Genomic DNA, 20,756 nt, shown 5'->3' with positions numbered 1-20,756 from the left:
AGACCCACACATGACACAGCAGACGTACGACGAACGGCGGGCGCCGGAGCCGGAGGGCGAGCCGGAGGCGAGAGGCCCGCAGGAACAGAAACTGCGGCTGCGCAGACGGCTGGAGCGGCTGATCGGCATCGCCGCGACCGAGGGCAACGAGCTGGTGCCGCTGCGCAACGGCGACGAGATCTTCCCGGCGATGCTGGCCGCCATCCGGGCCGCCGAGCACACCGTCGACATGATGACGTTCGTGTACTGGCGCGGCGAGGTCGCCCACGAGTTCGCCGACGCCCTGGCCGAGCGGGCCCGCGCGGGTGTCCGGGTGCGGCTGCTGCTGGACGGCTTCGGGGCGAAGGAGATAGAGCGGGACCTGCTGGACGCCATGGACGAGGCCGGCGTCGAGGTGGCCTGGTTCCGCAGACCGACGCGTCTGTCACCGATGCGGCAGAACCACCGCTGCCACCGCAAGGTGCTGGTCACCGACGAGCACACGGCCTTCACCGGTGGCGTGGGGATCGCGGAGGAGTGGTGCGGCGACGCACGCAACCCCGACGAGTGGCGGGACACCCACGTCCGGGTCCGCGGACCCGCCGTGGACGGCATCGCGGCGGCCTTCGCCCAGAACTGGGCCGAATGCCATGACGACCTCTACGACGAGCACGACCGCTTCACCGCCCAGGAGCAGCCGGGACAGGCCACGGTCCAGGTCGTGCGCGGCTCGGCCTCCTTCGGCTGGCAGGACATGCAGACGGTCCTGCGCGTCCTGATCACCTCGGCGCAGGAGCGTCTGCGGCTGGCCACGGCCTACTTCGCCCCCGACGCCTACTTCGTCGAACTCCTGGCCGCGGCGGCCCGTCGTGGGGTCGAGGTCGAGATCCTGCTCCCCGGGCCGCACACCGACCAGCGGGCGTGCCTGCTGGCCGGGCGGCAGCACTACCAGACACTCGTCGACGCCGGCGTGGACGTGCGGGAGTACCAGCCGACGATGCTGCACACGAAGATCATGACGGTGGACGGGGTCTGCTCCCTCATCGGCTCCACGAACTTCAACCGCCGGTCCATGGAGCACGACGAGGAGGTCGTGCTGGCCGTCCTCGACGAGGACTTCACCGCGCGGCTCGACGCCGACTTCGAGGCGGACAGGAAGCGCAGCGAGCCGGTCGACCCGGCCCGCTGGAAGCGGCGGCCCTTCACCGAGCGCCTGTCCGAGGCCGCGGTGAACCCGATCCGGCGGTTCCTGTGAGAACGCCGGGGGCAGAACACCGGGGGGCCGGAATCTCCGGCCCCCCGGAGCCGGGCTACGGCAGGTTGCGGGCCATGACGATGCGCTGGACCTGGTTCGTGTCCTCGTAGATCTGGTGCTTCACAGGTGATACGGCGTTGACCTGCACGAACACACCCTTCAGGGGGTCCTCCCCCAGCATTTTCCCATGATCACTCCCGAGGGGTGCGCCGACTTCGCTCGTCAGGCGACGGAGGCCACCGCATCCGCTATCAAAGAACGTGCCGCTGCACCCGCTGCGGCTACCTGCGAGAGCCGGTCAAAGGCTCGGGCGTACAACTCGACCTGGCTGGGCTGCGTAAGGGTGGCAGCAGCGTCCAGGGTGTCCGCGTGCACCCTGCTGTCGTCGAAGATCGTGAACGTTGGCATGGGTCACACGGTCCGTTGCACGGGGAACGGGATGAGCCCTACGGCAACGTTCTGGAGATCCATAACCCCGAGCAGGTGGCCAAGCTGTGCAGCCATGATCTCCGCAGTGCCCAGCCTGCACCGCAAAACCGACTCCTCCAGTACGAAGGAGAACCGGCGTGCGCCGTTATTCAGCACTGCGTTGCGCCTCATAAAACGAACCTGCGGCCCTAGTACTCCAGCCGTAGATCGTGATCCGCGGTCTGTGCCGACTGGGTTGGCCAGTTGGTTGCCGCGATGGCATCGCGTGCGATGTCGGTGACGGAGCGGCCGTCGGTGGATATCCGTGTGACCCATGGGGGCGCGGTGGCTTCCAGGTGTTGGGCCATGGCAGTGCTTCGGGTGACGTGGGCGTCGAGTTGGCTGCCGATCTCTCGGGTGCCGAGGCGTTGCCGGGCGGTTGCGTCGTCGGCGGTCAGGAGTACCGCAGTGATGCGGGGTGTGCCGCCCATGGCACGGGCGATCAGGTCGGACTCCAGAACGGAGACGGTGTTGGTGTAGATCAGCCTGCGGTATCCCAGAGCGGCGTAGTTGCGCCAGAGCGCGGCGAGGTTCGCCTCGGTCATCTTCGTGCGCGCGGGGTCGTCGGCCGGGGCCGGGAATGCCTGGTCCAGGTTGTCGCCCTCGATCAGGCAGTGGGCGATGCGCAGGGCTTGCAATTGCGCGGAGATCTCCCAGCCGACCGTGGTCTTGCCGACCCCGGCGCGGCCCCCGATGAGCAGTGCTTCGTATGCGGCGGCCGGCACAGGTGGTCTCCTTGCTCGCGGGGCCGATGGTGTCTGGGGCGACATGGGTGCGGCCACCGTTGATCATCGGTGTGTGAAGACAGAAGATCATGTGGTGGCCGCAGGTCACAGCGTAGACCCTGACCGCTGGCAGGAGGCGTTCGACGGCCTGATGGGCCGGATCGCGGGCCGGTTCGCGCGGGTCGAACCCCGGCGGCGGGTACGGAAATTGGTGCTCGGGCTTCTGTCGGACCTGCCGCGCAAGAACTGCTGGAGCATCGCCGAGTGGGCCGGGGAGGCGACTCCGGACGGCATCCAGCACCTGCTGGGGCGGGCCAAATGGGACGCCGACCAGGTACGTGACGACGTGCGCGGTTACGTGGTGGGCCACTTGCACGACGACCAGGCGGTGCTGGTCGTCGGCGAGACCGGGGACGTGAAGAAGAGCATCTGCACGGTCGGCGTCCAGCGCCAGTACACCGGCACCGCCGGGATCGAAAACGCGCAGGTCCCGTCTAACTGGTCTATGCGGGAAAGCGGGGGCACGCCGCAGTGGACCGGGAACTGTACGTTCCGCGCTCCTGGACCTCCGATCCCGACCGCTGTCTTGCTGCCGGACTCGGCAAGGAGACGTCATTCGCCACCAAGCCGGAGCTGGCCGCCCGCATGGTCGCCCAGTTCTTGGACGCCGGGCCACCAGGCCGCCTGGGTCGCGGGCGACGAGGTCTACGGCGCCAACCCCACGTTGAGAGCCGTGCTGGAGGAACACGGCACCGGCTACGTCCTCGCGGTGGCCTGCGCGCACGAAGTCACTACCGGCGCAGGGCAGTACCGCGCCGACGCTCTGGCCACGAAGGTGCCCAAGCGGGCCTGGCAGCAGAAGCTCTCCTCAGGGGCCGGGGCGAAGGGCGACCGCTTCTACGACTGGGCCGTCATCGATCTCGCTGACTGCGCCCCCGGAAGCCGCCAGTTGCTGATCCGCCGCAACCGCAACATCGGCGAACTCGCCTTCTACCGCTGCTACTCGCCCTGCCCGGTGCCGCTGGCCGAGCTGGTGCGCGTTGCTGGATCAAGGTGGCGGGTGGAGGAGTTCTTCCAGTCCGGGAAGGGCCTGGCCGGCCTGGACGAGCACCAGGTCCGCCGCTACCTGTCCTGGTCCCGCTGGGTGCAGCGCCTGTTCATCACCCTCGTCGTCCACCCTGCCCTTGACGCCGCCCACCGGCTCGGCTGGCCAGGCTGGCGACGCCGCCACCAATCTCGATCACGGGCCAGCCACTACCGGCGGCAAGCCACACAAGCGTGAAGATCACGATCTACGGCTGGAGTACTAGCTCGTAACACGATCTTGTCGAGGTCCGCGGTGTGACTGAGCACTTCAGTTGCCACTCGGTCAGTTCAAGTGGCACTTTGGGCGCAGGTCTCGCACGGGGTGACGGGCACAGGGGACGGTCTCTTTAAGGGGCGGATCACGTGAGTGCGAGCGAGGGACGGGAGCACTGGGAGTTGTTGCCCGGAGCCGGGGTGGGGCCGCTGCGGTTCGGGATGAGCCCGGCCGAGGTTGCCCACGCGCTTCGAGTCTCTGAGCCGCAGAAACTGATGGGCGGTCTCTACGGGCAGGAAGATGGCGCCGATGGGGTGAAGATGTTCTACGACGCAGGCAAGTTGGCGTGCGTTGCTCTGGACGCGGTCACGGGTCCGCAGGTTCTGCTGGCGGACTTTGCACTGGCCGGCCGCGATCCCGAGCAGGCGCACCAGTTCCTCCTTGACTACGCCGCCGAGCACGGGAGTTGTCTGTTGTACACCCTCGATCACTCCCTCGCCCTGACCGATCTGGGGGTTCTGCTGCGCTCACAGGAGGTCGGCGGCGTACGGAAGTCGGGGCCGGTCTTCGTGAAGGAGGACTGGTTGGAGTCGGAGTACTACCGCGATCGCCTTCCCTTGGAAGGCGTCCCGGCCACCGACGAATCGCCCTGGACGTCGTAGATGCGCGTGCCGCTGCCGCTGCCGCTGCCGCTGCCGCTGCCGCTGCCGCTGCCGCAACGGGACGGGCGTGACCGCTGTGACGATTCGGCCGTTTGAGAGGGCATGAGTGTTCGACCGTGAATTGTGGACGATGACCTCTGGGCGTTGATCGAGAGAGGTAAGTAGGTCCAAGCGCTGCGGCTTGATGCTTCTGCATCCGGCATGACCACCCGTCGCGGTCCGCGCCTCCCCAGAAGCGCGGACCGTCCCCCCGGGAGTGCGAGGGCTGCTTTAAGTTTCCTAAAGCAGGGTGCGGATGTTGACGCCCGGCGCCGACGACCCGACAGAGGCAGTAGAGGTCGCCTGATCCGCATACGACAACAGCCCCCGGTGTCGCGCCGGGGGCTGTGTTGTTTGTGCAGGTCAGTGGCCGTTCTCAGCCCGGCATCTGCCCAGGATGCCCCCAGCACGACGCCCAGGAACGGCCCTGATCAGGCCGCAACGGACAGAAAGCCAAGGGCGCCCCTCCGGACCTTCGAAAAAGCTCCTGAGCTGCAAAAACCCTGCTAAGGAAGGTTCCTTGCCATCACGATCCGCTGAACTTGGTTCGTGCCCTCATATATCTGCGTGATCTTGGCGTCGCGCATCATGCGCTCCACCGGGTAGTCGCGCGTGTAGCCGTAGCCGCCGAGCAGCTGGACGGCGTCCGTCGTGACCTCCATCGCCACGTCCGAGGCGAAGCACTTGGCGGCGGCGCCCAGGTAGGTGAGGTCGGCGTCGACGCGCTGGGAGGCGGCGGCGGCCTGGTAGGTCAGGGCGCGGGCGGCCGAGATCTTCATGGCCATGTCGGCGAGCATGAACTGGATGCCCTGGAAGTCGGCGATGGGCTTGCCGAACTGCTTGCGCTCCTGGACGTAGCCCTTGGCGTAGTCGAGGGCGCCCTGGGCGATGCCGAGGGCCTGGGCGGCGATGGTGATGCGGGTGTGGTCGAGGGTCTTCATCGCCGTGGCGAAGCCGGTGCCCTCGTCGCCGATCATGCGGTCCGCGGGGATACGGACGTTGTCGAGGTAGACCTCGCGGGTCGGGGAGCCCTTGATGCCGAGCTTCTTCTCGGGGGCGCCGAAGGAGACGCCCTCGTCGGACTTCTCCACGACGAAGGCCGAGATGCCCTTCGAGCGCTTGGCGGGGTCGGTGACGGCCATCACCGTGTAGTACTCGGACTCGCCGGCGTTGGTGATCCAGCGCTTCACGCCGTTGAGGATCCAGTGGTCGCCGTCGCGGACGGCCTTGGTCTTCATGCCGGCGGCGTCGGAGCCGGCGTCCGGCTCGGACAGGCAGTAGGAGAACATGCCTTCGCCCTTGGCGAGCGGGGTCATGTACTTCTTCTTCAGGTCCTCGGAGCCGGAGAGGATCACGGGGAGCGAGCCCAGCTTGTTCACCGCGGGGATCAGGGAGGAGGAGGCGCACACGCGGGCGACCTCCTCGATCACTATGACGGTGGCGAGCGCGTCCGCGCCGGAGCCGCCGTACTCCTCGGGTACGTGCACGGCGTGCAGGTCGTTCGCGACCAGGGCCTGGAGGGCCTCGCGGGGGAAGCGGGCCTCCTCGTCCACCGCGGCGGCGTGCGGCGCGATCTTCGCCTCGGCCAGCGAGCGGACGGCGTCACGGAGCATGTCGTGCTCCTCGGACGGGCGGTACAGGTCGAAGTCAGCCGATCCGGCCAAGGTCTCTCACGCTCCAAAACGCTGCGATGGTGACGCTAACTACCGTTAAGTAATCAAAAGTTTATGGGGTCGCCCACCCGAGTGATACGTGAGCTAGGCGACAGCTCAGAAGTTGCCCGTTGAGGCGCGCCGCCAAGCCCCGGCTATGCTCGGGCGCGCACCGCATGCCGTAGACCCCTGGAGCACCCATGGCCCTGAAGATCACCGTGATCGGCACCGGTTATCTCGGCGCGACACACGCGGCGGCCATGGCCGAACTGGGCTTCGAGGTGCTCGCCCTCGACGTCGTGCGCGAGAAGATCGAGAAGCTGGAGCGCGCCGAGGCCCCGATGTACGAGCCGGGCCTCGAGGATCTGCTGCGCAGGCACGTGGCCGGCATCGAGGGCTCCAGCGGACGGCTGCGCTTCACCCAGGACTGGGCCGAGCTGGGCGCGTTCGGCGATGTGCACTTCGTCTGTGTGAACACCCCGCAGCGGCACGGCGAGTACGCCTGCGACATGAGCTACGTCGACTCCGCGATCGCCTCGCTCGCCCCGCATCTGCACCGTCCGGCGCTGGTCGTCGGCAAGTCGACGGTGCCGGTCGGCTCCGCGGACCGTCTCGCGGCCTACCTGTCCGCGCACGCGCCCGCCGGGCAGGACGCCGAGCTGGCGTGGAACCCGGAGTTCCTGCGCGAGGGTTTCGCCGTCGACGACACGCTGCACCCCGACCGCCTCGTGGTGGGTGTGCGCAGCGAGCGGGCGGAGAAGCTGCTGCGGGAGGTGTACGCGACGCCGATCGCCGAGGGCTCGCCTTTCGTGGTGACGGACTTCCCGACCTCGGAACTGGTGAAGACCTCGGCGAACTCCTTCCTCGCCACGAAGATCTCGTTCATCAACGCGATGGCGGAGGTGTGCGAGGCCGCGGGCGGTGACGTCGCCAAACTGGCGGAGGCCATCGGGTACGACGACCGGATCGGCAGGAAGTTCCTGCGGGCCGGGATCGGATTCGGCGGCGGGTGTCTGCCGAAGGACATCCGGGCGTTCATGGCGCGCGCCGGTGAGCTGGGCGCGGACCAGGCGCTGACGTTCCTGCGGGAGATCGACTCGATCAACATGCGCCAGCGCGGGCAGATGGTGGAGCTGGCGCGGCAGGCGCTGGGCGGCGGGCCGTTCCTGGGCAAGCGGGTGGCGGTGCTGGGCGCGACGTTCAAGCCCGACTCGGACGACGTCCGGGACTCCCCCGCGCTCAACGTGGCCGGGCAGATCCATCTGCAGGGCGGCCAGGTCACGGTCTACGACCCGAAGGGCATGGACAACGCCCGCAGTGTGTTCCCGACCCTCGGCTACGCCGACTCGGCGCTGGACGCGGTGCGCGGCGCCGACATCGTGCTGCATCTGACGGAGTGGCGGGAGTTCCGGGAGCTGGACGCCGAGGCTCTCGGTGAGGTCGCGGCTGCGCGGGTCATCCTGGACGGGCGCAACGCCCTGGACCCGGAGCTGTGGCGCAAGGCCGGCTGGACGTACCGGGCGATGGGGCGTCCCAGGGCCTGAGCGCGCCAGGCGTGACACAGGCGACGCCGGTTCGGCCGAGGCTCAGTCGGCCGAACCGGCGTCTTCGTGCATTCTGCCCCACCCGGACGGGCGGCGGGGCGGCCGTCGGGCTTCTGGGCGGAGTGTGCCGGGCGTGTGGTGACGCCGCGGGGATCCGCCGGAGGCGCTCTACGCCCCCTTGGCCCGGTAGCGGCGCATCTTCGCGCGGGCCCCGCAGACCTGCATGGAGCACCAGCGGCCGCGTCCGGCCGGGCTGCGGTCGTAGTAGGCCCAGTGGCAGTCGGCGGCCTCGCAGGCCTTGAGACGGGTCCAGGTGCCGGCGACCAGGGCCTCGGCGACGGCGGCGGCCACGCGTGCGTACAGGGAGCGGCCGTCGGCGGGGGCCAGGGCGGCCGAGCCGTCCGCGGCGTCGACGGTGACGAGGAGCGGCGCTTCGGCCAGGAGCGCGCCGAGCGGGGTGACCTCGCGGTGCGGCGGGTGGCCGGCGTGGGCGAGCAGGGTCGCGCGCAGGGACTCGCGCAGGGTGCGCGCCCGGTCGGTCTCTTCCGCGGTGATGCCGAGGCGCTCCCGGCCCTCGGGCGTGTCCAGCGCGTCGGCGCCGGACTCGATGTCCAGCGTGTTCACCAGGGCCTCGACCAGGGTCAGGCCCCCGGGCGCGGGCGATCTCTCCGTCATGGCTGGACCGTACCTCTCGGCCATTCCCTTGCGAGGTTACCGCCCATGGGGGAGCATGCAGTAACGGTTACTGGTTACCCGCCTCTGTGGGTAACGTCGACTCCGAGGAGGAAGTCATGGCTCTCGCCAAGCTGGGTGTCGTGGTCCTGGACTGTCCCGACCCGCAGGCACTGGCCGGTTTCTACGCCGAGGTGCTCGGGGGCACGCCGACGGTGGAGACCGACGGGGACGACGTGTGGGTCGACCTGAAGGTGCCGGGCGGCACCCCTCTGGCCTTCCAGGCCGCTCCCGGACACGTACCGCCGCCGTGGCCGTCGCCCGACGGCTCGCAGCAGTTCCACCTCGATCTGGTGGTGGACGACCTGGACGAGGCCGAGAAGGGCGTGCTGGCCCTCGGCGCGAAGGCGCTGGACGCCGAGGACCGGAAGCGGTCCTTCCGCGTTTACGCCGATCCGGCCGGGCACCCGTTCTGCCTCTGCGCCTGCTGACCCCTGGAGGTTCCATGTCCGCCGTGGCCCGTTTCCGTTCCGTGGTCGTCGACTGCCCCGACCCCCACGCGCTGGCCCTTTTCTACGCTCAGGTCGTCGGCGGTACGCCGGAGCGGGAGAACGACGACCCCGACTGGGTGGTGCTGCGTGTCCCCGGCGGACCCCGGCTCGCCTTCCAGCGCTCCCCCGACTACACCGCGCCGGAGTGGCCACGGGCCGACCGCAACGCCCAGCAGTTCCACCTGGACTTCGACGGCGGGTCGACCTGGGACGAGATCGACGCGGCCGAGGAGCGGGTGCTGGAACTGGGCGCGCGGGTGCTGGACAAGGAGGACTACGAGAAGAAGGACTTCCGCGTCTACGCCGACCCGGTGGGACACCCGTTCTGCCTGTGCCGGATCGAGCACGGCTGATCCGGCCGTGCGGGCGGGACGGTCACCCGTCCAGCTCCGAGATCGTCGCCGTCGACGGCTCCCGGCGTTGCTGGGCGGCGCGGGCCGTGAAATCCGCGCCGCGCAGGACGCGCTGGACGTTGCCCCAGGTCAGCTGGGCCACATCGGCCTCCTCCCAGCCGCGTCGCAGCAGCTCGGCGACCAGCCGCGGATAGCAGGAGGTGTCGGCGAGCTCCTGCGGGTGGGCCGCCCCCGAGTCGTAGGTGCCGGACAGGCCGACGCAGTGTGCTCCGGCCACGTCCCGGATGTGATCGAGGTGGTCGGCGACGTCGCGGACGGTGGGGCCCGCCTGCTCGGCGGTCAGCGGCACCAGGCACAACCCCTTGGCCGCGCCCAGCTCCGCCAGCAGGTCGTCGGGGAGGTTGGCGGGGTGGGGGCGCAGGCTCCGGGCCGCCGAGCGGCTGCACAGCACGGGGGCCCGGGACAGGCTCAGGGCCCGGCGCAGGGTCTGCGCGGAGGCGCCCGAGAGGTCCGCGATCACGCCGAGGCGGTTCATCTCGCGCACGACCTCCTCACCGAACCTGGTCAGCCCCGCTTCACTCGCCCAGGACACCCCGGTCAGGGTGAGGACGCGCAGGCCGAGCAGGTGCAACTGGCGCAGGATGCCGAGCGAGTCGCCCAGGGCAGCGGCACCGGCGGGGCCGAGCAGCACGGCGACGCGGCCGCAGTTGCGGGCGTCCGCGACCTGCCCGGCCGTGCAGGCCGGCCGCAGGCCCTCCTCGCAGGTCCGCACGACGGTCTTGGCCAGGTCCAGTTGCTCCAGGGTGGCGCCGACGGCCCGGTCGCCGTCGAGGCCCTCGGGCAGGTGCAACGACCAGAACAGGGCGCCCACATGGCCGCTGCGCAGCCGGGGCACGTCCGTGTCGACGGTGCTCTCGCCGTCCTGGAGGTCGTACCAGGACAGGCGCTTGAGCGCCCAGGGCAGTCCGTTGTAGCCGTCGGCCACGGGGTGGGCGGCGAGGATGGCGCGGGCCCGGGTCATGGGCGCGTCGTCCGGGTCGGAGACGGGCTCGTAGGGCTCCGACGTGACGAGGCCCCCGTCGGGGTACGGCTCGGCCAGCTCGTCGGACTCGCCGGTGGCCGCGGTGCCGGTGCGCAGGTCGTCCTGGAGGTCTGCCATGGCGGCTCCGTACGGTCGTTCGTGAGGTACGGTCACCGTCGCACGGAGCGGGACGTGGTTCCTGGTGGGCGGGGCGTTCGGAGTACGGCGCCGGCTTCGCGCGCGGGTGCCCTCAGGACAGCCGGGCGGCCTCGATCACCTCGTCCAGGGTGTCCCGCGAGCGCACGAGGTCGGCGATCATCCGGTCGATGCGGGCCCGCTCGGCGGTGAGGTCGCCCACGAGCTTCGGGGTGGCGACGGCGGAGGGGCCGCCGTCGGTGTCCCGCATGCAGGGCAGCAGTTGAACGATCTTCTCGCTGCCCAGCCCCGCCGCGAACAGCTCCTGGATCCGGATCACCCGGTCCACGGCCGCCTCCGGGTACTCCCGGTGCCCGCCGGGGGTGCGCTCGGCGAACAGCATGCCCTGCTTCTCGTAGTAGCGCAGCGACCGCTCGCTCACGCCGGTGCGCCGGGCCAGTTCACCGATCCGCATGTGCCGCTCCCGGGCTTGAATCTGACATCAGTGTCAGGTTCTAGCGTACCGGCATGACGTATTCGACAGCACTTTTCGAACCGGCCCGTCTGCCCGCGCTGGACCTGCCCAGCCGTCTGGTGATGGCTCCGCTGACCAGGAACCGGGCCGAGGCCGACGGCACCCCGACCGCGCTCATGGCCACGTACTACGCCCAGCGGGCCTCGGCCGGGCTGATCATCGCCGAGGCCTCGACGCCGAACGCGGCCGGGCAGACGTACCCGAACATCACCGCCGTCCACAGTCCGGCGCACGTGGCCGGCTGGCGGCGGGTCACGGACGCCGTGCGGGAGGCGGGCGGGCGGATGTTCCTGCAGCTCCAGCACGGCGGCCGGGTCGGCCACCCCGCGACCAGCGGACTCACGCCGCTGGCGCCCTCACCCGTCCCGCTGCCCGAGACGATCCACACGCCCCAGGGGCGCGTGGCGTCCGTCGTCCCCCGGGAGATGACCGACGAGGACATCCGCACCACGGTCGCCGACTTCGCGAAGGCCGCCCGCAACGCGATCGACGCCGGATTCGAGGGGGTGGAGGTGCACTCGGCCAACGGCCATCTGCTGCACCAGTTCCTGGCCCGCAACACCAACCTCCGCACCGACGGCTACGGTGGCCCGGTCACCGCCCGGATCCGGTTCACCGCCGAGGTGACCGAGGCCGTGGCCGCCGAGATCGGTGCGGAGCGGACGGGGCTGCGGGTCTCCCCCGGCAACACCGTCAACGGCATCGCGGAGGGCGAGACGGAGGAGCTCTACCCGGCGCTCGCCGAGCGGCTCGCCGGTCTGGGCCTGGCCTATCTGCACCTGGTGCACGCCGACCCGGACACATCGGTGTTCCGGAACGTACGCGCCGCCTGGCCGGGTGTGCTCATCGGCAATCCGGTGTTGAGGGAGGTCTCCACGCAGGAGGTGCACCGGGCCTCCGGGGCGCTGCTGGCAGCCGGGGCCGACCTGATCGCGCTGGGCCGGCCCTTCCTCGCCAACCCCGACCTGGTGACGCGGCTGCGGACCGGGGCACCGCTGAACGCGATGCGCGAGGGCTCCTTCATGTACGTGGGCGGGGCGACCGGCTATACCGACTACCCCGCCCTCGACGCTCAGCCGGCGGGTTCGTCCAGCGACTCGATCGTGGCGTTGGACGGCGGCCGGGTGGTCTGAAGACCCCGGGCCACGTTCTCCGCCGCGTCCAGCACCCGGACCGCGTTCTTCCAGGTCAGCTTGGCCAGATCGGCCTTGGACCAGCCGCGGTCGAGCAGTTCCGCGAGGAGGTTCGGGTAGCCGGAGACGTCGGCGAGGCCGTCGGGGGTGAAGGCCGTGCCGTCGTAGTCGCCGCCGATGCCGAGATGGTCGATGCCGGCCGCCTCGCGCATGTGGTCCAGGTGGTCGGCGACCGTCGACACCGTCGCGACCGGGCGCGGGTGCCGCTCCTCGAAGGCGCGGTGGACCTTCATGGCCTCCGCGGTGGTGTCGAGGTGGTGGAAGCCGTGGGCGCGCATGTTCTCGTCGGCCGCGGCCGTCCAGTCCACGGCCGCCTGGAGCACGAACTTCGGCACGAACGTCACCATCGCCATGCCGCCGTTGGCGGGCAGCCGCTCCAGGACGTCGTCGGGGATGTTGCGCGGGTGGTCGCACACGGCCCGGGCGGAGGAGTGGGAGAAGATCACCGGGGCGGAGCTCGCGTCGAGCGCGTCCCGCATGGTCGTCGCCGCCACGTGGGACAGGTCGACGAGCATGCCGAGCCGGTTCATCTCCCGGACGACCTCGCGGCCGAACGCGGTCAGGCCACCGGCCCTCGGCTCGTCGGTCGCGGAGTCCGCCCAGTCGACGTTGTCGTTGTGGGTGAGGGTCATGTACCGCACGCCGAGGCCGTACAGACCGCGCAGGGTGCCCAGGGAGTTGGCGATGGAGTGCCCGCCCTCCGCACCCATGAGGGAGGCGATGCGGCCCTCCCCGCGCGCGGCCTCCATGTCGGCGGCGGTGAGCGCGGGGCGCAGGTCCCCGGGGTGGCGGGTCAGCAGCTGCCGTACGCAGTCGATCTGCTCGAGGGTGGCCGCGACCGGGTCGGGCGAGTCCGTGCGGACGTACACCGACCAGTACTGCGCGCCGACCCCGCCCGCGCGCAGCCGGGGGATGTCGGTGTGCAGGTGGGCGCTCTGGTCGGCGGCGATGTCGCGGGCGTCGAGGTCGTAGCGGACCTGTGCGCGCAGTGCCCAGGGCAGGTCGTTGTGGCCGTCGACGACCGGGAACTCGCGCAGGAGTTCCCGGGCCGCCTCCTGGGACGTCACCGCCGTCACTTCCCCGTGCCGAAGCCGAATCCGCCCGAGCCCTCGACCTTGGAGCGCAGGCGCTTGCCCTTCTCGGTGGCCTGGTCGTTCAGCTCCTGCTGGAAGTCGCGCATCCGGCCGCGCAGTTCCTCGTCGTGCGCGGCGAGGATGCGGGCCGCCAGCAGACCGGCGTTGCGGGCACCGGCGACGGAGACCGTGGCGACGGGGACGCCGGCCGGCATCTGCACGATGGACAGGAGGCTGTCCATGCCGTCGAGGTACTTCAGCGGCACGGGCACGCCGATGACCGGCAGCGGGGTCACGGAGGCGAGCATGCCGGGCAGGTGGGCGGCGCCGCCCGCCCCGGCGATGATCACCTTGAGCCCGCGGGCGTCGGCCTGCTCGCCGTAGGCGACCATCTCGCGCGGCATGCGGTGCGCGGAGACGACGTCGACCTCGTAGGCGATCTCGAACTCGTCGAGGGCCTTGGCGGCGGCCTCCATGACGGGCCAGTCGGAGTCCGACCCCATGACGATGCCAACAACAGGGCTCATTCGGTGATGGTGCCTCTCAGGTAGCCGGCTGCGTGACGGGCGCGCTCCAGCACGTCGTCCAGGTCGTCGCCGTAGGTGTTGACGTGGCCGACCTTGCGGCCGGGCTTCACGTCCTTGCCGTACATGTGGATCTTGAGCTGGGGGTCGCGGGCCATGCAGTGCAGGTACGCGGAGTACATGTCCGGGAAGTCCCCGCCGAGGACGTTGACCATGACCGTCCAGGGGGCGCGCGGGCGCGGGTCGCCGAGCGGGAGGTCCAGCACGGCCCGTACGTGGTTGGCGAACTGGCTGGTGACGGCGCCGTCCATCGACCAGTGGCCGGAGTTGTGCGGGCGCATCGCGAGCTCGTTGACGAGGATCCGCCCGTCGCGGGTCTGGAACAGCTCGACCGCGAGGTGCCCGACGACGCCGAGCTCCTTGGCGATGTTCAGCGCCATCTCGGAGGCCTCCAGGGCGAGGGCATCGTCGAGGCCGGGCGCCGGGGCGATGACCGTGTCGCAGACCCCGCCCACCTGGCGGGACTCGACGACCGGGTAGGCGACGGCCTGACCGTGCGGGGAGCGGACCACGTTGGCGGCGAGCTCGCGCAGGAAGTCGACCTTCTCCTCGGCGAGCACGGGGACACCGGCCCTGAACGGGTCGGCGGCCTCCTCGACGGAGTCGACGACCCACACGCCCTTGCCGTCGTAGCCACCGCGGACGGTCTTGAGGACGACGGGGAACCCCTCGCCCTCGGCTGCGAAGGCGGCCACGTCCTGCGGGTCGCTCACGATCCGGTGCCGGGGGCAGGGAACGCCGATCGCGTCGAGCTTCGCGCGCATCACCCCCTTGTCCTGGGCGTGCACGAGCGCGTCCGGGCCGGGCCGGACGGGGATGCCGTCCGCCTCCAGGGCCCTGAGGTGCTCCGTGGGTACGTGTTCGTGATCGAAGGTGATCACATCGCATCCCCGGGCGAACTCGCGCAGCGTGTCGAGGTCGCGATAGTCGCCGATGACGACATCGCTCACGACCTGCGCAGCGGAGTCCTGCGGGGTGTCACTGAGAAGCTTGAACCTGATGCCCAGCGGGATGCCCGCCTCGTGTGTCATACGAGCGAGCTGGCCACCGCCGACCATGCCGACTACCGGGAACGTCACGCCCCCAGGGTATCGGCCGCGCCAGGGTGGCCGGTTTCCTGCCCCTCCCCGCCCCCGCCCGGACCATCTCCGGCCGCCCACCGGCATCCGCAGGAAGATCGCGCGGGAGGGTGGTTAGCATGGCTGGGTTGATGCCGACGACGGACGGGGGCCTGTACGACCATGGGACACGGTGCCTCCCGGCTCCGACGGGTCGTCCGCGAAGTCGCCAAGTTCGGCGCGGTGGGCGGCGCAGGGGTGCTGGTCAACCTCCTCGTCTTCAACCTGGTGCGGCACACCACCGACCTCCAGGTGGTCCGCGCGAGCGTGATCGCGACCGTCGTGGCGATCGTCTTCAACTACGTCGGCTTCCGCTACTTCACGTACCGCGACCGCGACAAGAGCCGCCGCACGCGTGAGATGACCCTGTTCCTGCTGTTCAGCGCGATCGGCCTGGTCATCGAGAACGGCGTCCTGTACGCGGCCACGTACGGGTTCGGCTGGAACACTCCGCTGCAGAACAACGTCTTCAAGTTCCTGGGCATCGGCATCGCGACCCTGTTCCGCTTCTGGTCCTACCGTTCCTGGGTCTTCCGCGCGCTGCCCGCCCGGGAGCCGTCCCCGGCCTCGCGGACCGAGCCCACCGACCACCCGAAGACCAAGCAGCAGGTGCTCTAGCGTCTCCCTGAGCCCGGCGGCGCGGCCATCGGTTGTGTGCTGTCCGGAGAGCTTCGCCCGCCTCCGGGCGGGCGACGGGACGGTGCGGGCACGACCTAGCGGACCATCGGCTCCTCGTCGTCGTCCGCGGGCTTGGGCAGGGGTGTGCGGGACAGGAACAGGCCGAAGACCGGGGGTTTGGTCTGGAGCATCTCCAGGCGGCCGCCGTCGGCCTCCGCGAGGTCGCGGGCGACGGCCAGGCCGATGCCGGTGGAGTTGCGGCCGCTGATCGCCCGTTCGAAGATGCGGGCGCCGAGGTCGGCGGGGATGCCGGGGCCCTCGTCGGTGACCTCGATGACCGCCTGGTTGCCGGTGACGCGGGTGCGCAGGGCCACCGTGCCGCCGCCGTGCATCAGGGAGTTCTCGATCAGCGCGGCCAGGACCTGCGCGACCGCGCCGGGCGTGCCCACCGCGCGCAGGTGCCGTTTGCCGGAGCTGACGATCGCCCGGCCCGCGCTGCGGTACGCCGGCCGCCACTCCGCGAGCTGCTGCTGGATGACCTCGTCGAGGTCGAAGGAGACGGCGGAGCCGGTGCGCGGATCGCGGGAGTTCGTCAGCAGCCGCTCCACGACGTCCGTGAGCCGCTCGACCTGCGTCAGCGCGATCGTCGCCTCCTCCTTCACCGTGTCCGGGTCGTCGGTGAGGGTGATCTCCTCCAGCCGCATCGACAGCGCCGTGAGCGGCGTGCGCAGCTGGTGGGAGGCGTCCGCGGCCAGCCGGCGTTCGGCGGTCAGCATGCGGGCGATGCGCTCGGCGGAGCCGTCCAGCACGTCCGCCACCCGGTCCAGCTCGGGCACCCCGTAGCGCTTGTGCCGGGGCCGCGGATCGCCCGAGCCGAGCCGCTCGGCCGTCTCCGCGAGGTCGGTCAGCGGGGAGGCCAGCCGGTTCGCCTGGCGGACGGCCAGCAGCACCGCGGCCACCACCGCCAGCAACGCGACCAGCGCGATGATCAGCAGCGTCCGGCCGACCTCCCGGGTCACCGAGGAGCGCGGCTCCTGGACGGTGACCGTCTCGCCCTCCTCGCCGGGCGCGGTCGCCGTGATGACGTCACCGTCCGGCCTGTCGCCGACCTCGATGGGCGACTCGCCGGGGATGCGGATCACCGCGTAGTAGCGGTCCTGCGTGACCTGCTGGCGCAGCACCTCCGCGTCGACCTGCTGCGCCCCGAAGAGCCGGCTGTCGACGATGCTGGCCAGCCGGACGGCCTCGGAGTCCACCCGCTCCTGGGCGCTGTTGCTGATCGTCCGGGTCTCGACGATGACGAGGGAGACGCCGAAGACGGCGATCACGACGAGCACCACGGCGAGCGTGGACTGGATCAGTCGGCGACGCATGTCCTGTTACCCGAGCCCGCCTCGCGGCTCAGCTCTTCTCGAAACGGAAACCCACACCGCGCACGGTGGCGATGTAGCGGGGGTTGGCCGCGTCGTCGCCGAGCTTCTTGCGCAGCCAGGAGATGTGCATGTCGAGGGTCTTGGTCGACGACCACCAGGTGGTGTCCCAGACCTCCCGCATCAGCTGGTCGCGGGTGACGACCCGGCCCGCGTCGCGCACCAGCACCCGCAGCAGGTCGAACTCCTTGGCCGTGAGCTGGAGCTCCTCCTCGCCCATCCAGGCGCGGTGCGACTCGACGTCGATGCGCACGCCGTGCGTCGCGGGCGGCTGTTGCGGCTCGGAGACGCCGCGCCGGAGCAGGGCCCGCACCCGGGCGAGCAGCTCGGCGAGCCGGAACGGCTTGGTGACGTAGTCGTCGGCGCCCGCGTCGAGCCCGACGACGGTGTCCACCTCGTCGGCGCGCGCGGTCAGGATGAGGATCGGGATGGCGTGGCCTTCGCCCCGCAGGCGACGGGCCACCTCCAGGCCGTCCATGCCGGGCAGACCGAGGTCGAGCACGACCAGGTCGACGCCACCCTGCAGTCCGGCGTCGAGAGCGGTGGGTCCGTCCTCACGGACCTCGACCTCGTAGCCCTCCCGGCGCAGAGCACGGGCCAGCGGCTCCGAGATGGACGCATCGTCCTCGGCGAGCAGTACACGGGTCATGAGGTGATGGTAGACCTGCACCGCCCTGAGCTGGGGTGTGACCGGAACGCTTGATTCTTACCGTCGGCATGCGCGCTTCTTACGTGCCTGAGGTACGGGTAGGAACCTCCGCCCATAAGGTGAGATCAGGGTTAAGACCTTGGAAACGGGTGTGCGGTTCCCCCGACACCTGTGATCCGTGTCTCAAGTCCTTCCATATGGGGTGGTGTCCTGCCGTATGGTGATTCAACGCCTGTAGCACCACGGCGACCTTCAGAGGCCTTTTGCCCTGAGGGTCTCTTTTGTGTGCGGGCCGGTTCCCGCCGGCCCCCGACATGAAACGACCTGTGGCCGGGCCTCGTGGCGCGGCGACGCGCGTAGAGGCGTGGATCCCGGTGGCGACCGCCCCCGTTCCGTGACCCGGAGCGGACCCCCGAAGGCGTCGGGTGGACGGCCGTACCCACCGGTGCCGGCACATCCCCACCGGGCGCACCACCGCTGTTGCGGGGCGCGTCCCGAGCAGCAAGGAACGACCATGGCGTCCAGCCTGACGAAGGACTCGGCCCGACCGGGCACACCCGGTGCCGAGAAGACCTTCTTCGGCCACCCCCGCGGCCTGGCCACTTTGTTCATGACCGAGATGTGGGAGCGGTTCAGCTTCTACGGCATGCGGGCCCTGCTCGTCGTCTACCTGCTCTCCGGCGGTCCGGACGCCAAGAAGGGCAGCATGGGCGGCGGTCTGGGCATGGACCTCGCCACGACGACGGCGATCTACTCGGTCTACCTGTCGATGGTGTACCTGCTCGCGATGCCCGGCGGCTGGCTCGGCGACCGCGTCTGGGGACCGCGCAAGACGGTGGCGATCGCGGCCGTCACGATCATGGCCGGCCACCTGGTGCTGGCCCTGCCCGGCGGTCAGGCGCCCTTCTTCGCCGGTCTGGCACTCGTGGCCCTGGGCTCCGGCCTGCTGAAGGCCAACATCTCCACGATGGTCGGCCACCTCTACGACGGCCCGGACGACCCGCGCCGTGACGGCGGCTTCACGATCTTCTACATGGGCATCAACATGGGTGCCTTCTTCGCGCCGCTGATCATCGGCACCGTCGGCCAGCAGGTCAGCTGGCACCTCGGCTTCGGCCTGGCCGCGGTCGGCATGGGCATCGGCCTCGTCGCCTTCCTCCTCGGCACCCGCAACCTCAGCCCGCAGAGCAACGTCGTGCCCAAGCCGCTGGCGGCCGAGGAGCGCGCGTCCTGGCTGCGCAAGGGTCTGCTGTGGCTGATCGTCGCGACCGTCTTCTACGGCGTCGTGGCCTTCACCGGGCACTTCACCCTGAACTGGGCGATGATCCCGCTGACGGTCATCGGCCTGGTCATCCCGGCCGGCGTGCTGATCCGGATCAAGCGGGACAAGGAGCTCAGCACGGTCGAGCAGTCGAAGATGACCGGCTACATCTGGTTCTTCATCGCGGCCGCCGCGTTCTGGATGATCTACGACCAGGGCGGATCCACGGTCCAGGCGTTCGGTGAGAAGCACACGTCCGGCTCGCTGCTCGGCTTCGGCTTCCCGTCCTCCTGGTACCAGTCGCTGAACCCGGTGTTCATCATGGCGCTGGCCCCGGTCTTCGCCTGGTTCTGGCTGTGGCTGAACCGCAAGGGCAAGGAGCCGAGCACCGTCGGCAAGTTCGCCGCGGCGCTGTTCTTCATCGGTGTCTCGTTCTTCTTCTTCCTGCTGCCGCTGGGCATGGCGGGCGGTGACACGCCGGTCAGCCCGATGTGGCTGGTGGGCATCTACCTGATCCAGACCGTCGGTGAGCTGTGCCTCTCGCCGGTCGGCCTGTCCGTGACGACGAAGATGGCCCCGGCGAAGTACGCCAGCCAGATGATGGGCGTCTGGTTCCTCGCGGTCACGGCGGGCGACTCGGTGACGGGTCTGCTCTCCAACTCGGCTGTCGGCGGCGTGGACCTGAGCGGCACCGGTGCGGTCGCCGTGGAGGCGGTGCTCGCCGTGCTCGCCGGTCTTGCGGTCTACATGTACCGCAGGAAGGTCAAGTCCCTGATGGGCGACGTCCACTGATCACGCCGCCCGACTCGGGGCGAAGGGCCGTCACACCCGGGGTGTGACGGCCCTTCCTCATGTCCCCGTCTCTCCCCCTGGGTCGCCGTCCGGGGCGAACCAGGGCGTTGCGGAGGGCCGGCGGGGGGCCGGCAGCGGCAGGCGGCGGGCCGGGCGGGCCGCGTGGCCGGGGCGGCGGGGCCGTGCGTGGTCGATCACGGCCAGGACGCCGCGCACCAGCGCCGCCGGTACGACCAGGAGGACGAGGGCCCAGAACAGGGTCACGCCCCAGGGGCGGTCCACGCCCCAGGGGTGTTCGGCGAGCACCTTGCCCCCGTACTTCAGCGACACGGTGTAGTCGCCGTGCGCCCCGGCGCCGAGTTCCACGGGCAGCTCGATGCGGGCCTTGCCGCCGGGCCGGATCGTGCCGCGCCAGCGCTGGTCCTGCCACTCGGGGGCGTACACGCCGTGCGCGGTGCCGACCTGGAAGACCGGGTTCTGCACGGGGGACGTGCCGACGTTGCCGACGGTGACCACGAGGGTCCGGGCGGGCGGGGAGCCGAACCAGGTGAGCAGGCCGCCGGAGCCGTGCAGCCGGGTGTCCGCGAGCAGCGACAGCCGTCCGCCGGCTGCCTCCGCGGGCAGCGGCTCGACCGTGTGCCCGGCGACCCGGAGGGCCGCGTCGGCCTCGCGTGGTGGGCCGGCCGTGGCTCCCGTCACGGTCGCCACGTGCACCACGCAGGGGCAAGGCACGGGCGGCTCCACGACGGGCAGTTCGCGGCGGAAGCGCCCGTCGGCGCCGGTGGTGACGGCCCGGCCGTCGGCGTTGGCGCACGAGTTGGTGCCGCCGGTCACGCCCCGCCGCGGCTCGGCCTGCCCGCACACGAGCAACGTCAGCAGGGCACGCGGCCGCCAGCCGCTGCCGCTGACCGTGACCGTACCGCCCGTACCCGCCTGGGACTTGGACAGCTCGACGACGGGCCGGTCCACCGCCCCGACGGACCCGGCCCCCGCCAGGACCAGCAGCAGCCCCAGCAGCACCGGCACTGACACATACGGAAGACGGACGACGGACGGCATCGGCGGCTCCAGCGGTCGTACGGTCCCGGCACGGAGCCGGACCGGGCGGCGTGTGGTCCTGTGCTCGGCGGGGCGCCCGCCCGGAGGG

Annotated in this window: 20 protein-coding genes and 2 pseudogenes; 9 read left to right on the top strand and 13 right to left on the bottom strand. The window is 70.6% G+C overall.

The window, feature by feature from the left end; genetic code table 11:
• The first annotated feature begins 10 nt into the window (after nt 1-10).
• Nucleotides 11-1,234 (top strand): phospholipase D-like domain-containing protein, encoded by a 1,224-nt coding sequence (locus AB0B29_RS11520; protein WP_362237118.1) that lies wholly within the window; start codon nt 11-13, stop codon nt 1,232-1,234.
• Between the two features lie 55 nt (nt 1,235-1,289).
• Here the strand turns inward: AB0B29_RS11520 and AB0B29_RS11515 are convergent, their stop codons facing one another.
• The 3 genes and pseudogenes from AB0B29_RS11515 to AB0B29_RS11505 all read right to left on the bottom strand — a co-directional run bounded on the left by AB0B29_RS11515 (nt 1,290) and on the right by AB0B29_RS11505 (nt 2,427).
• Nucleotides 1,290-1,415 carry a hypothetical protein gene (locus AB0B29_RS11515; RefSeq protein ID WP_362237116.1) on the bottom strand — a complete coding sequence of 42 codons (126 nt, stop codon included), beginning with the start codon at nt 1,413-1,415 and terminating at the stop codon, nt 1,290-1,292.
• Between the two features lie 41 nt (nt 1,416-1,456).
• Nucleotides 1,457-1,834, bottom strand: a pseudogene (locus tag AB0B29_RS11510) (Scr1 family TA system antitoxin-like transcriptional regulator); the annotation flags it as partial.
• 17 nt (nt 1,835-1,851) lie between these two features.
• Nucleotides 1,852-2,427, bottom strand: coding sequence for an AAA family ATPase (locus tag AB0B29_RS11505; protein WP_362237114.1), 576 nt, complete (start codon nt 2,425-2,427; stop codon nt 1,852-1,854).
• A gap of 151 nt (nt 2,428-2,578) precedes the next feature.
• Here AB0B29_RS11505 and AB0B29_RS37745 point away from each other — a divergent pair.
• Together AB0B29_RS37745 and AB0B29_RS11490 are read left to right on the top strand one after the other, a co-directional pair.
• Nucleotides 2,579-3,709 (top strand): annotated as a pseudogene (locus AB0B29_RS37745) (IS701 family transposase).
• Nucleotides 3,710-3,876: 167 nt separating this feature from the next.
• The gene (locus AB0B29_RS11490) at nt 3,877-4,389 is read left to right on the top strand and encodes a hypothetical protein (protein ID WP_362237112.1); all 513 of its coding nucleotides are present in this window, start codon (nt 3,877-3,879) and stop codon (nt 4,387-4,389) included.
• 545 nt (nt 4,390-4,934) lie between these two features.
• Here the strand turns inward: AB0B29_RS11490 and AB0B29_RS11485 are convergent.
• On the bottom strand, nt 4,935-6,092 hold the full coding sequence (locus AB0B29_RS11485; protein WP_362237109.1) for an acyl-CoA dehydrogenase: 1,158 nt from the start codon (nt 6,090-6,092) through the stop codon (nt 4,935-4,937).
• Nucleotides 6,093-6,280: 188 nt separating this feature from the next.
• Between AB0B29_RS11485 and AB0B29_RS11480 the strand changes: the two genes are divergently transcribed.
• Nucleotides 6,281-7,624, top strand: coding sequence for a UDP-glucose dehydrogenase family protein (locus tag AB0B29_RS11480; RefSeq protein WP_362237106.1), 1,344 nt, complete (start codon nt 6,281-6,283; stop codon nt 7,622-7,624).
• A gap of 168 nt (nt 7,625-7,792) precedes the next feature.
• Here the strand turns inward: AB0B29_RS11480 and AB0B29_RS11475 are convergent, their stop codons facing one another.
• Complete coding sequence (locus tag AB0B29_RS11475; RefSeq protein WP_362237103.1) at nt 7,793-8,299, bottom strand: CGNR zinc finger domain-containing protein; 507 nt, start codon at nt 8,297-8,299, stop codon at nt 7,793-7,795.
• Nucleotides 8,300-8,415: 116 nt separating this feature from the next.
• Here AB0B29_RS11475 and AB0B29_RS11470 point away from each other — a divergent pair, with 116 nt between their 5' ends.
• Nucleotides 8,416-8,787 carry a VOC family protein gene (locus tag AB0B29_RS11470; RefSeq protein ID WP_362237101.1) on the top strand — a complete coding sequence of 124 codons (372 nt, stop codon included), beginning with the start codon at nt 8,416-8,418 and terminating at the stop codon, nt 8,785-8,787.
• 14 nt (nt 8,788-8,801) lie between these two features.
• Nucleotides 8,802-9,200 carry a VOC family protein gene (locus tag AB0B29_RS11465; protein ID WP_362237098.1) on the top strand — a complete coding sequence of 133 codons (399 nt, stop codon included), beginning with the start codon at nt 8,802-8,804 and terminating at the stop codon, nt 9,198-9,200.
• Between the two features lie 22 nt (nt 9,201-9,222).
• On the opposite strand, the gene AB0B29_RS11460 is transcribed toward AB0B29_RS11465, so the two are convergent.
• Together AB0B29_RS11460 and AB0B29_RS11455 are read right to left on the bottom strand one after the other, a co-directional pair.
• Nucleotides 9,223-10,359 (bottom strand): dipeptidase, encoded by a 1,137-nt coding sequence (locus AB0B29_RS11460; protein ID WP_362237095.1) that lies wholly within the window; start codon nt 10,357-10,359, stop codon nt 9,223-9,225.
• Between the two features lie 112 nt (nt 10,360-10,471).
• The gene (locus AB0B29_RS11455; protein ID WP_361874733.1) at nt 10,472-10,831 is read right to left on the bottom strand and encodes a MerR family transcriptional regulator; all 360 of its coding nucleotides are present in this window, start codon (nt 10,829-10,831) and stop codon (nt 10,472-10,474) included.
• 53 nt (nt 10,832-10,884) lie between these two features.
• Between AB0B29_RS11455 and AB0B29_RS11450 the strand changes: the two genes are divergently transcribed.
• Nucleotides 10,885-12,024 carry an alkene reductase gene (locus tag AB0B29_RS11450; protein WP_362237093.1) on the top strand — a complete coding sequence of 380 codons (1,140 nt, stop codon included), beginning with the start codon at nt 10,885-10,887 and terminating at the stop codon, nt 12,022-12,024.
• Here the strand turns inward: AB0B29_RS11450 and AB0B29_RS11445 are convergent.
• Genes AB0B29_RS11445 through AB0B29_RS11435 form a run of 3 tightly spaced genes read right to left on the bottom strand, consistent with a single transcriptional unit; the run spans nt 11,964 to nt 14,820 of the window.
• Nucleotides 11,964-13,151: a dipeptidase gene (locus AB0B29_RS11445; protein WP_362237090.1), complete on the bottom strand. Its 1,188-nt coding sequence runs from the start codon at nt 13,149-13,151 to the stop codon at nt 11,964-11,966. The genes AB0B29_RS11450 and AB0B29_RS11445 overlap by 61 nt on opposite strands.
• 5 nt (nt 13,152-13,156) lie before the next feature.
• Nucleotides 13,157-13,684, bottom strand: a complete 528-nt coding sequence (gene purE / locus AB0B29_RS11440) for a 5-(carboxyamino)imidazole ribonucleotide mutase (protein WP_362237087.1) — start codon at nt 13,682-13,684, stop codon at nt 13,157-13,159.
• Nucleotides 13,681-14,820 carry a 5-(carboxyamino)imidazole ribonucleotide synthase gene (locus tag AB0B29_RS11435; protein ID WP_362237084.1) on the bottom strand — a complete coding sequence of 380 codons (1,140 nt, stop codon included), beginning with the start codon at nt 14,818-14,820 and terminating at the stop codon, nt 13,681-13,683. The genes purE and AB0B29_RS11435 overlap by 4 nt, the downstream gene beginning before the upstream one ends.
• 162 nt (nt 14,821-14,982) lie before the next feature.
• On the opposite strand from AB0B29_RS11435, the gene AB0B29_RS11430 reads away from it, so the two are divergent.
• A complete protein-coding gene (locus tag AB0B29_RS11430; RefSeq protein WP_362237081.1) occupies nt 14,983-15,477 on the top strand; it encodes a GtrA family protein in 495 nt (164 codons plus the stop codon).
• A gap of 95 nt (nt 15,478-15,572) precedes the next feature.
• Here the strand turns inward: AB0B29_RS11430 and AB0B29_RS11425 are convergent, their stop codons facing one another.
• Both AB0B29_RS11425 and AB0B29_RS11420 read right to left on the bottom strand, forming a co-directional pair.
• Nucleotides 15,573-16,850, bottom strand: coding sequence for an ATP-binding protein (locus tag AB0B29_RS11425; RefSeq protein WP_362237079.1), 1,278 nt, complete (start codon nt 16,848-16,850; stop codon nt 15,573-15,575).
• Nucleotides 16,851-16,878: 28 nt separating this feature from the next.
• Nucleotides 16,879-17,556 carry a response regulator transcription factor gene (locus AB0B29_RS11420; protein ID WP_053675697.1) on the bottom strand — a complete coding sequence of 226 codons (678 nt, stop codon included), beginning with the start codon at nt 17,554-17,556 and terminating at the stop codon, nt 16,879-16,881.
• 514 nt (nt 17,557-18,070) lie between these two features.
• Between AB0B29_RS11420 and AB0B29_RS11415 the strand changes: the two genes are divergently transcribed.
• Entirely contained in the window at nt 18,071-19,609 is a 1,539-nt protein-coding gene (locus AB0B29_RS11415; protein WP_362237076.1) for a peptide MFS transporter, read from the top strand.
• A gap of 57 nt (nt 19,610-19,666) precedes the next feature.
• Here AB0B29_RS11415 and AB0B29_RS11410 read toward each other — a convergent pair whose 3' ends face one another.
• Complete coding sequence (locus AB0B29_RS11410; RefSeq protein ID WP_362237073.1) at nt 19,667-20,668, bottom strand: hypothetical protein; 1,002 nt, start codon at nt 20,666-20,668, stop codon at nt 19,667-19,669.
• Nucleotides 20,669-20,756: the final 88 nt, after the last annotated feature.

Origin of the sequence: Streptomyces tibetensis (genome assembly GCF_040647715.1) — a bacterium.
Classification (GTDB): domain Bacteria; phylum Actinomycetota; class Actinomycetes; order Streptomycetales; family Streptomycetaceae; genus Streptomyces; species Streptomyces tibetensis_A.
This window is presented reverse-complemented; position numbering and strand designations above follow the sequence as displayed.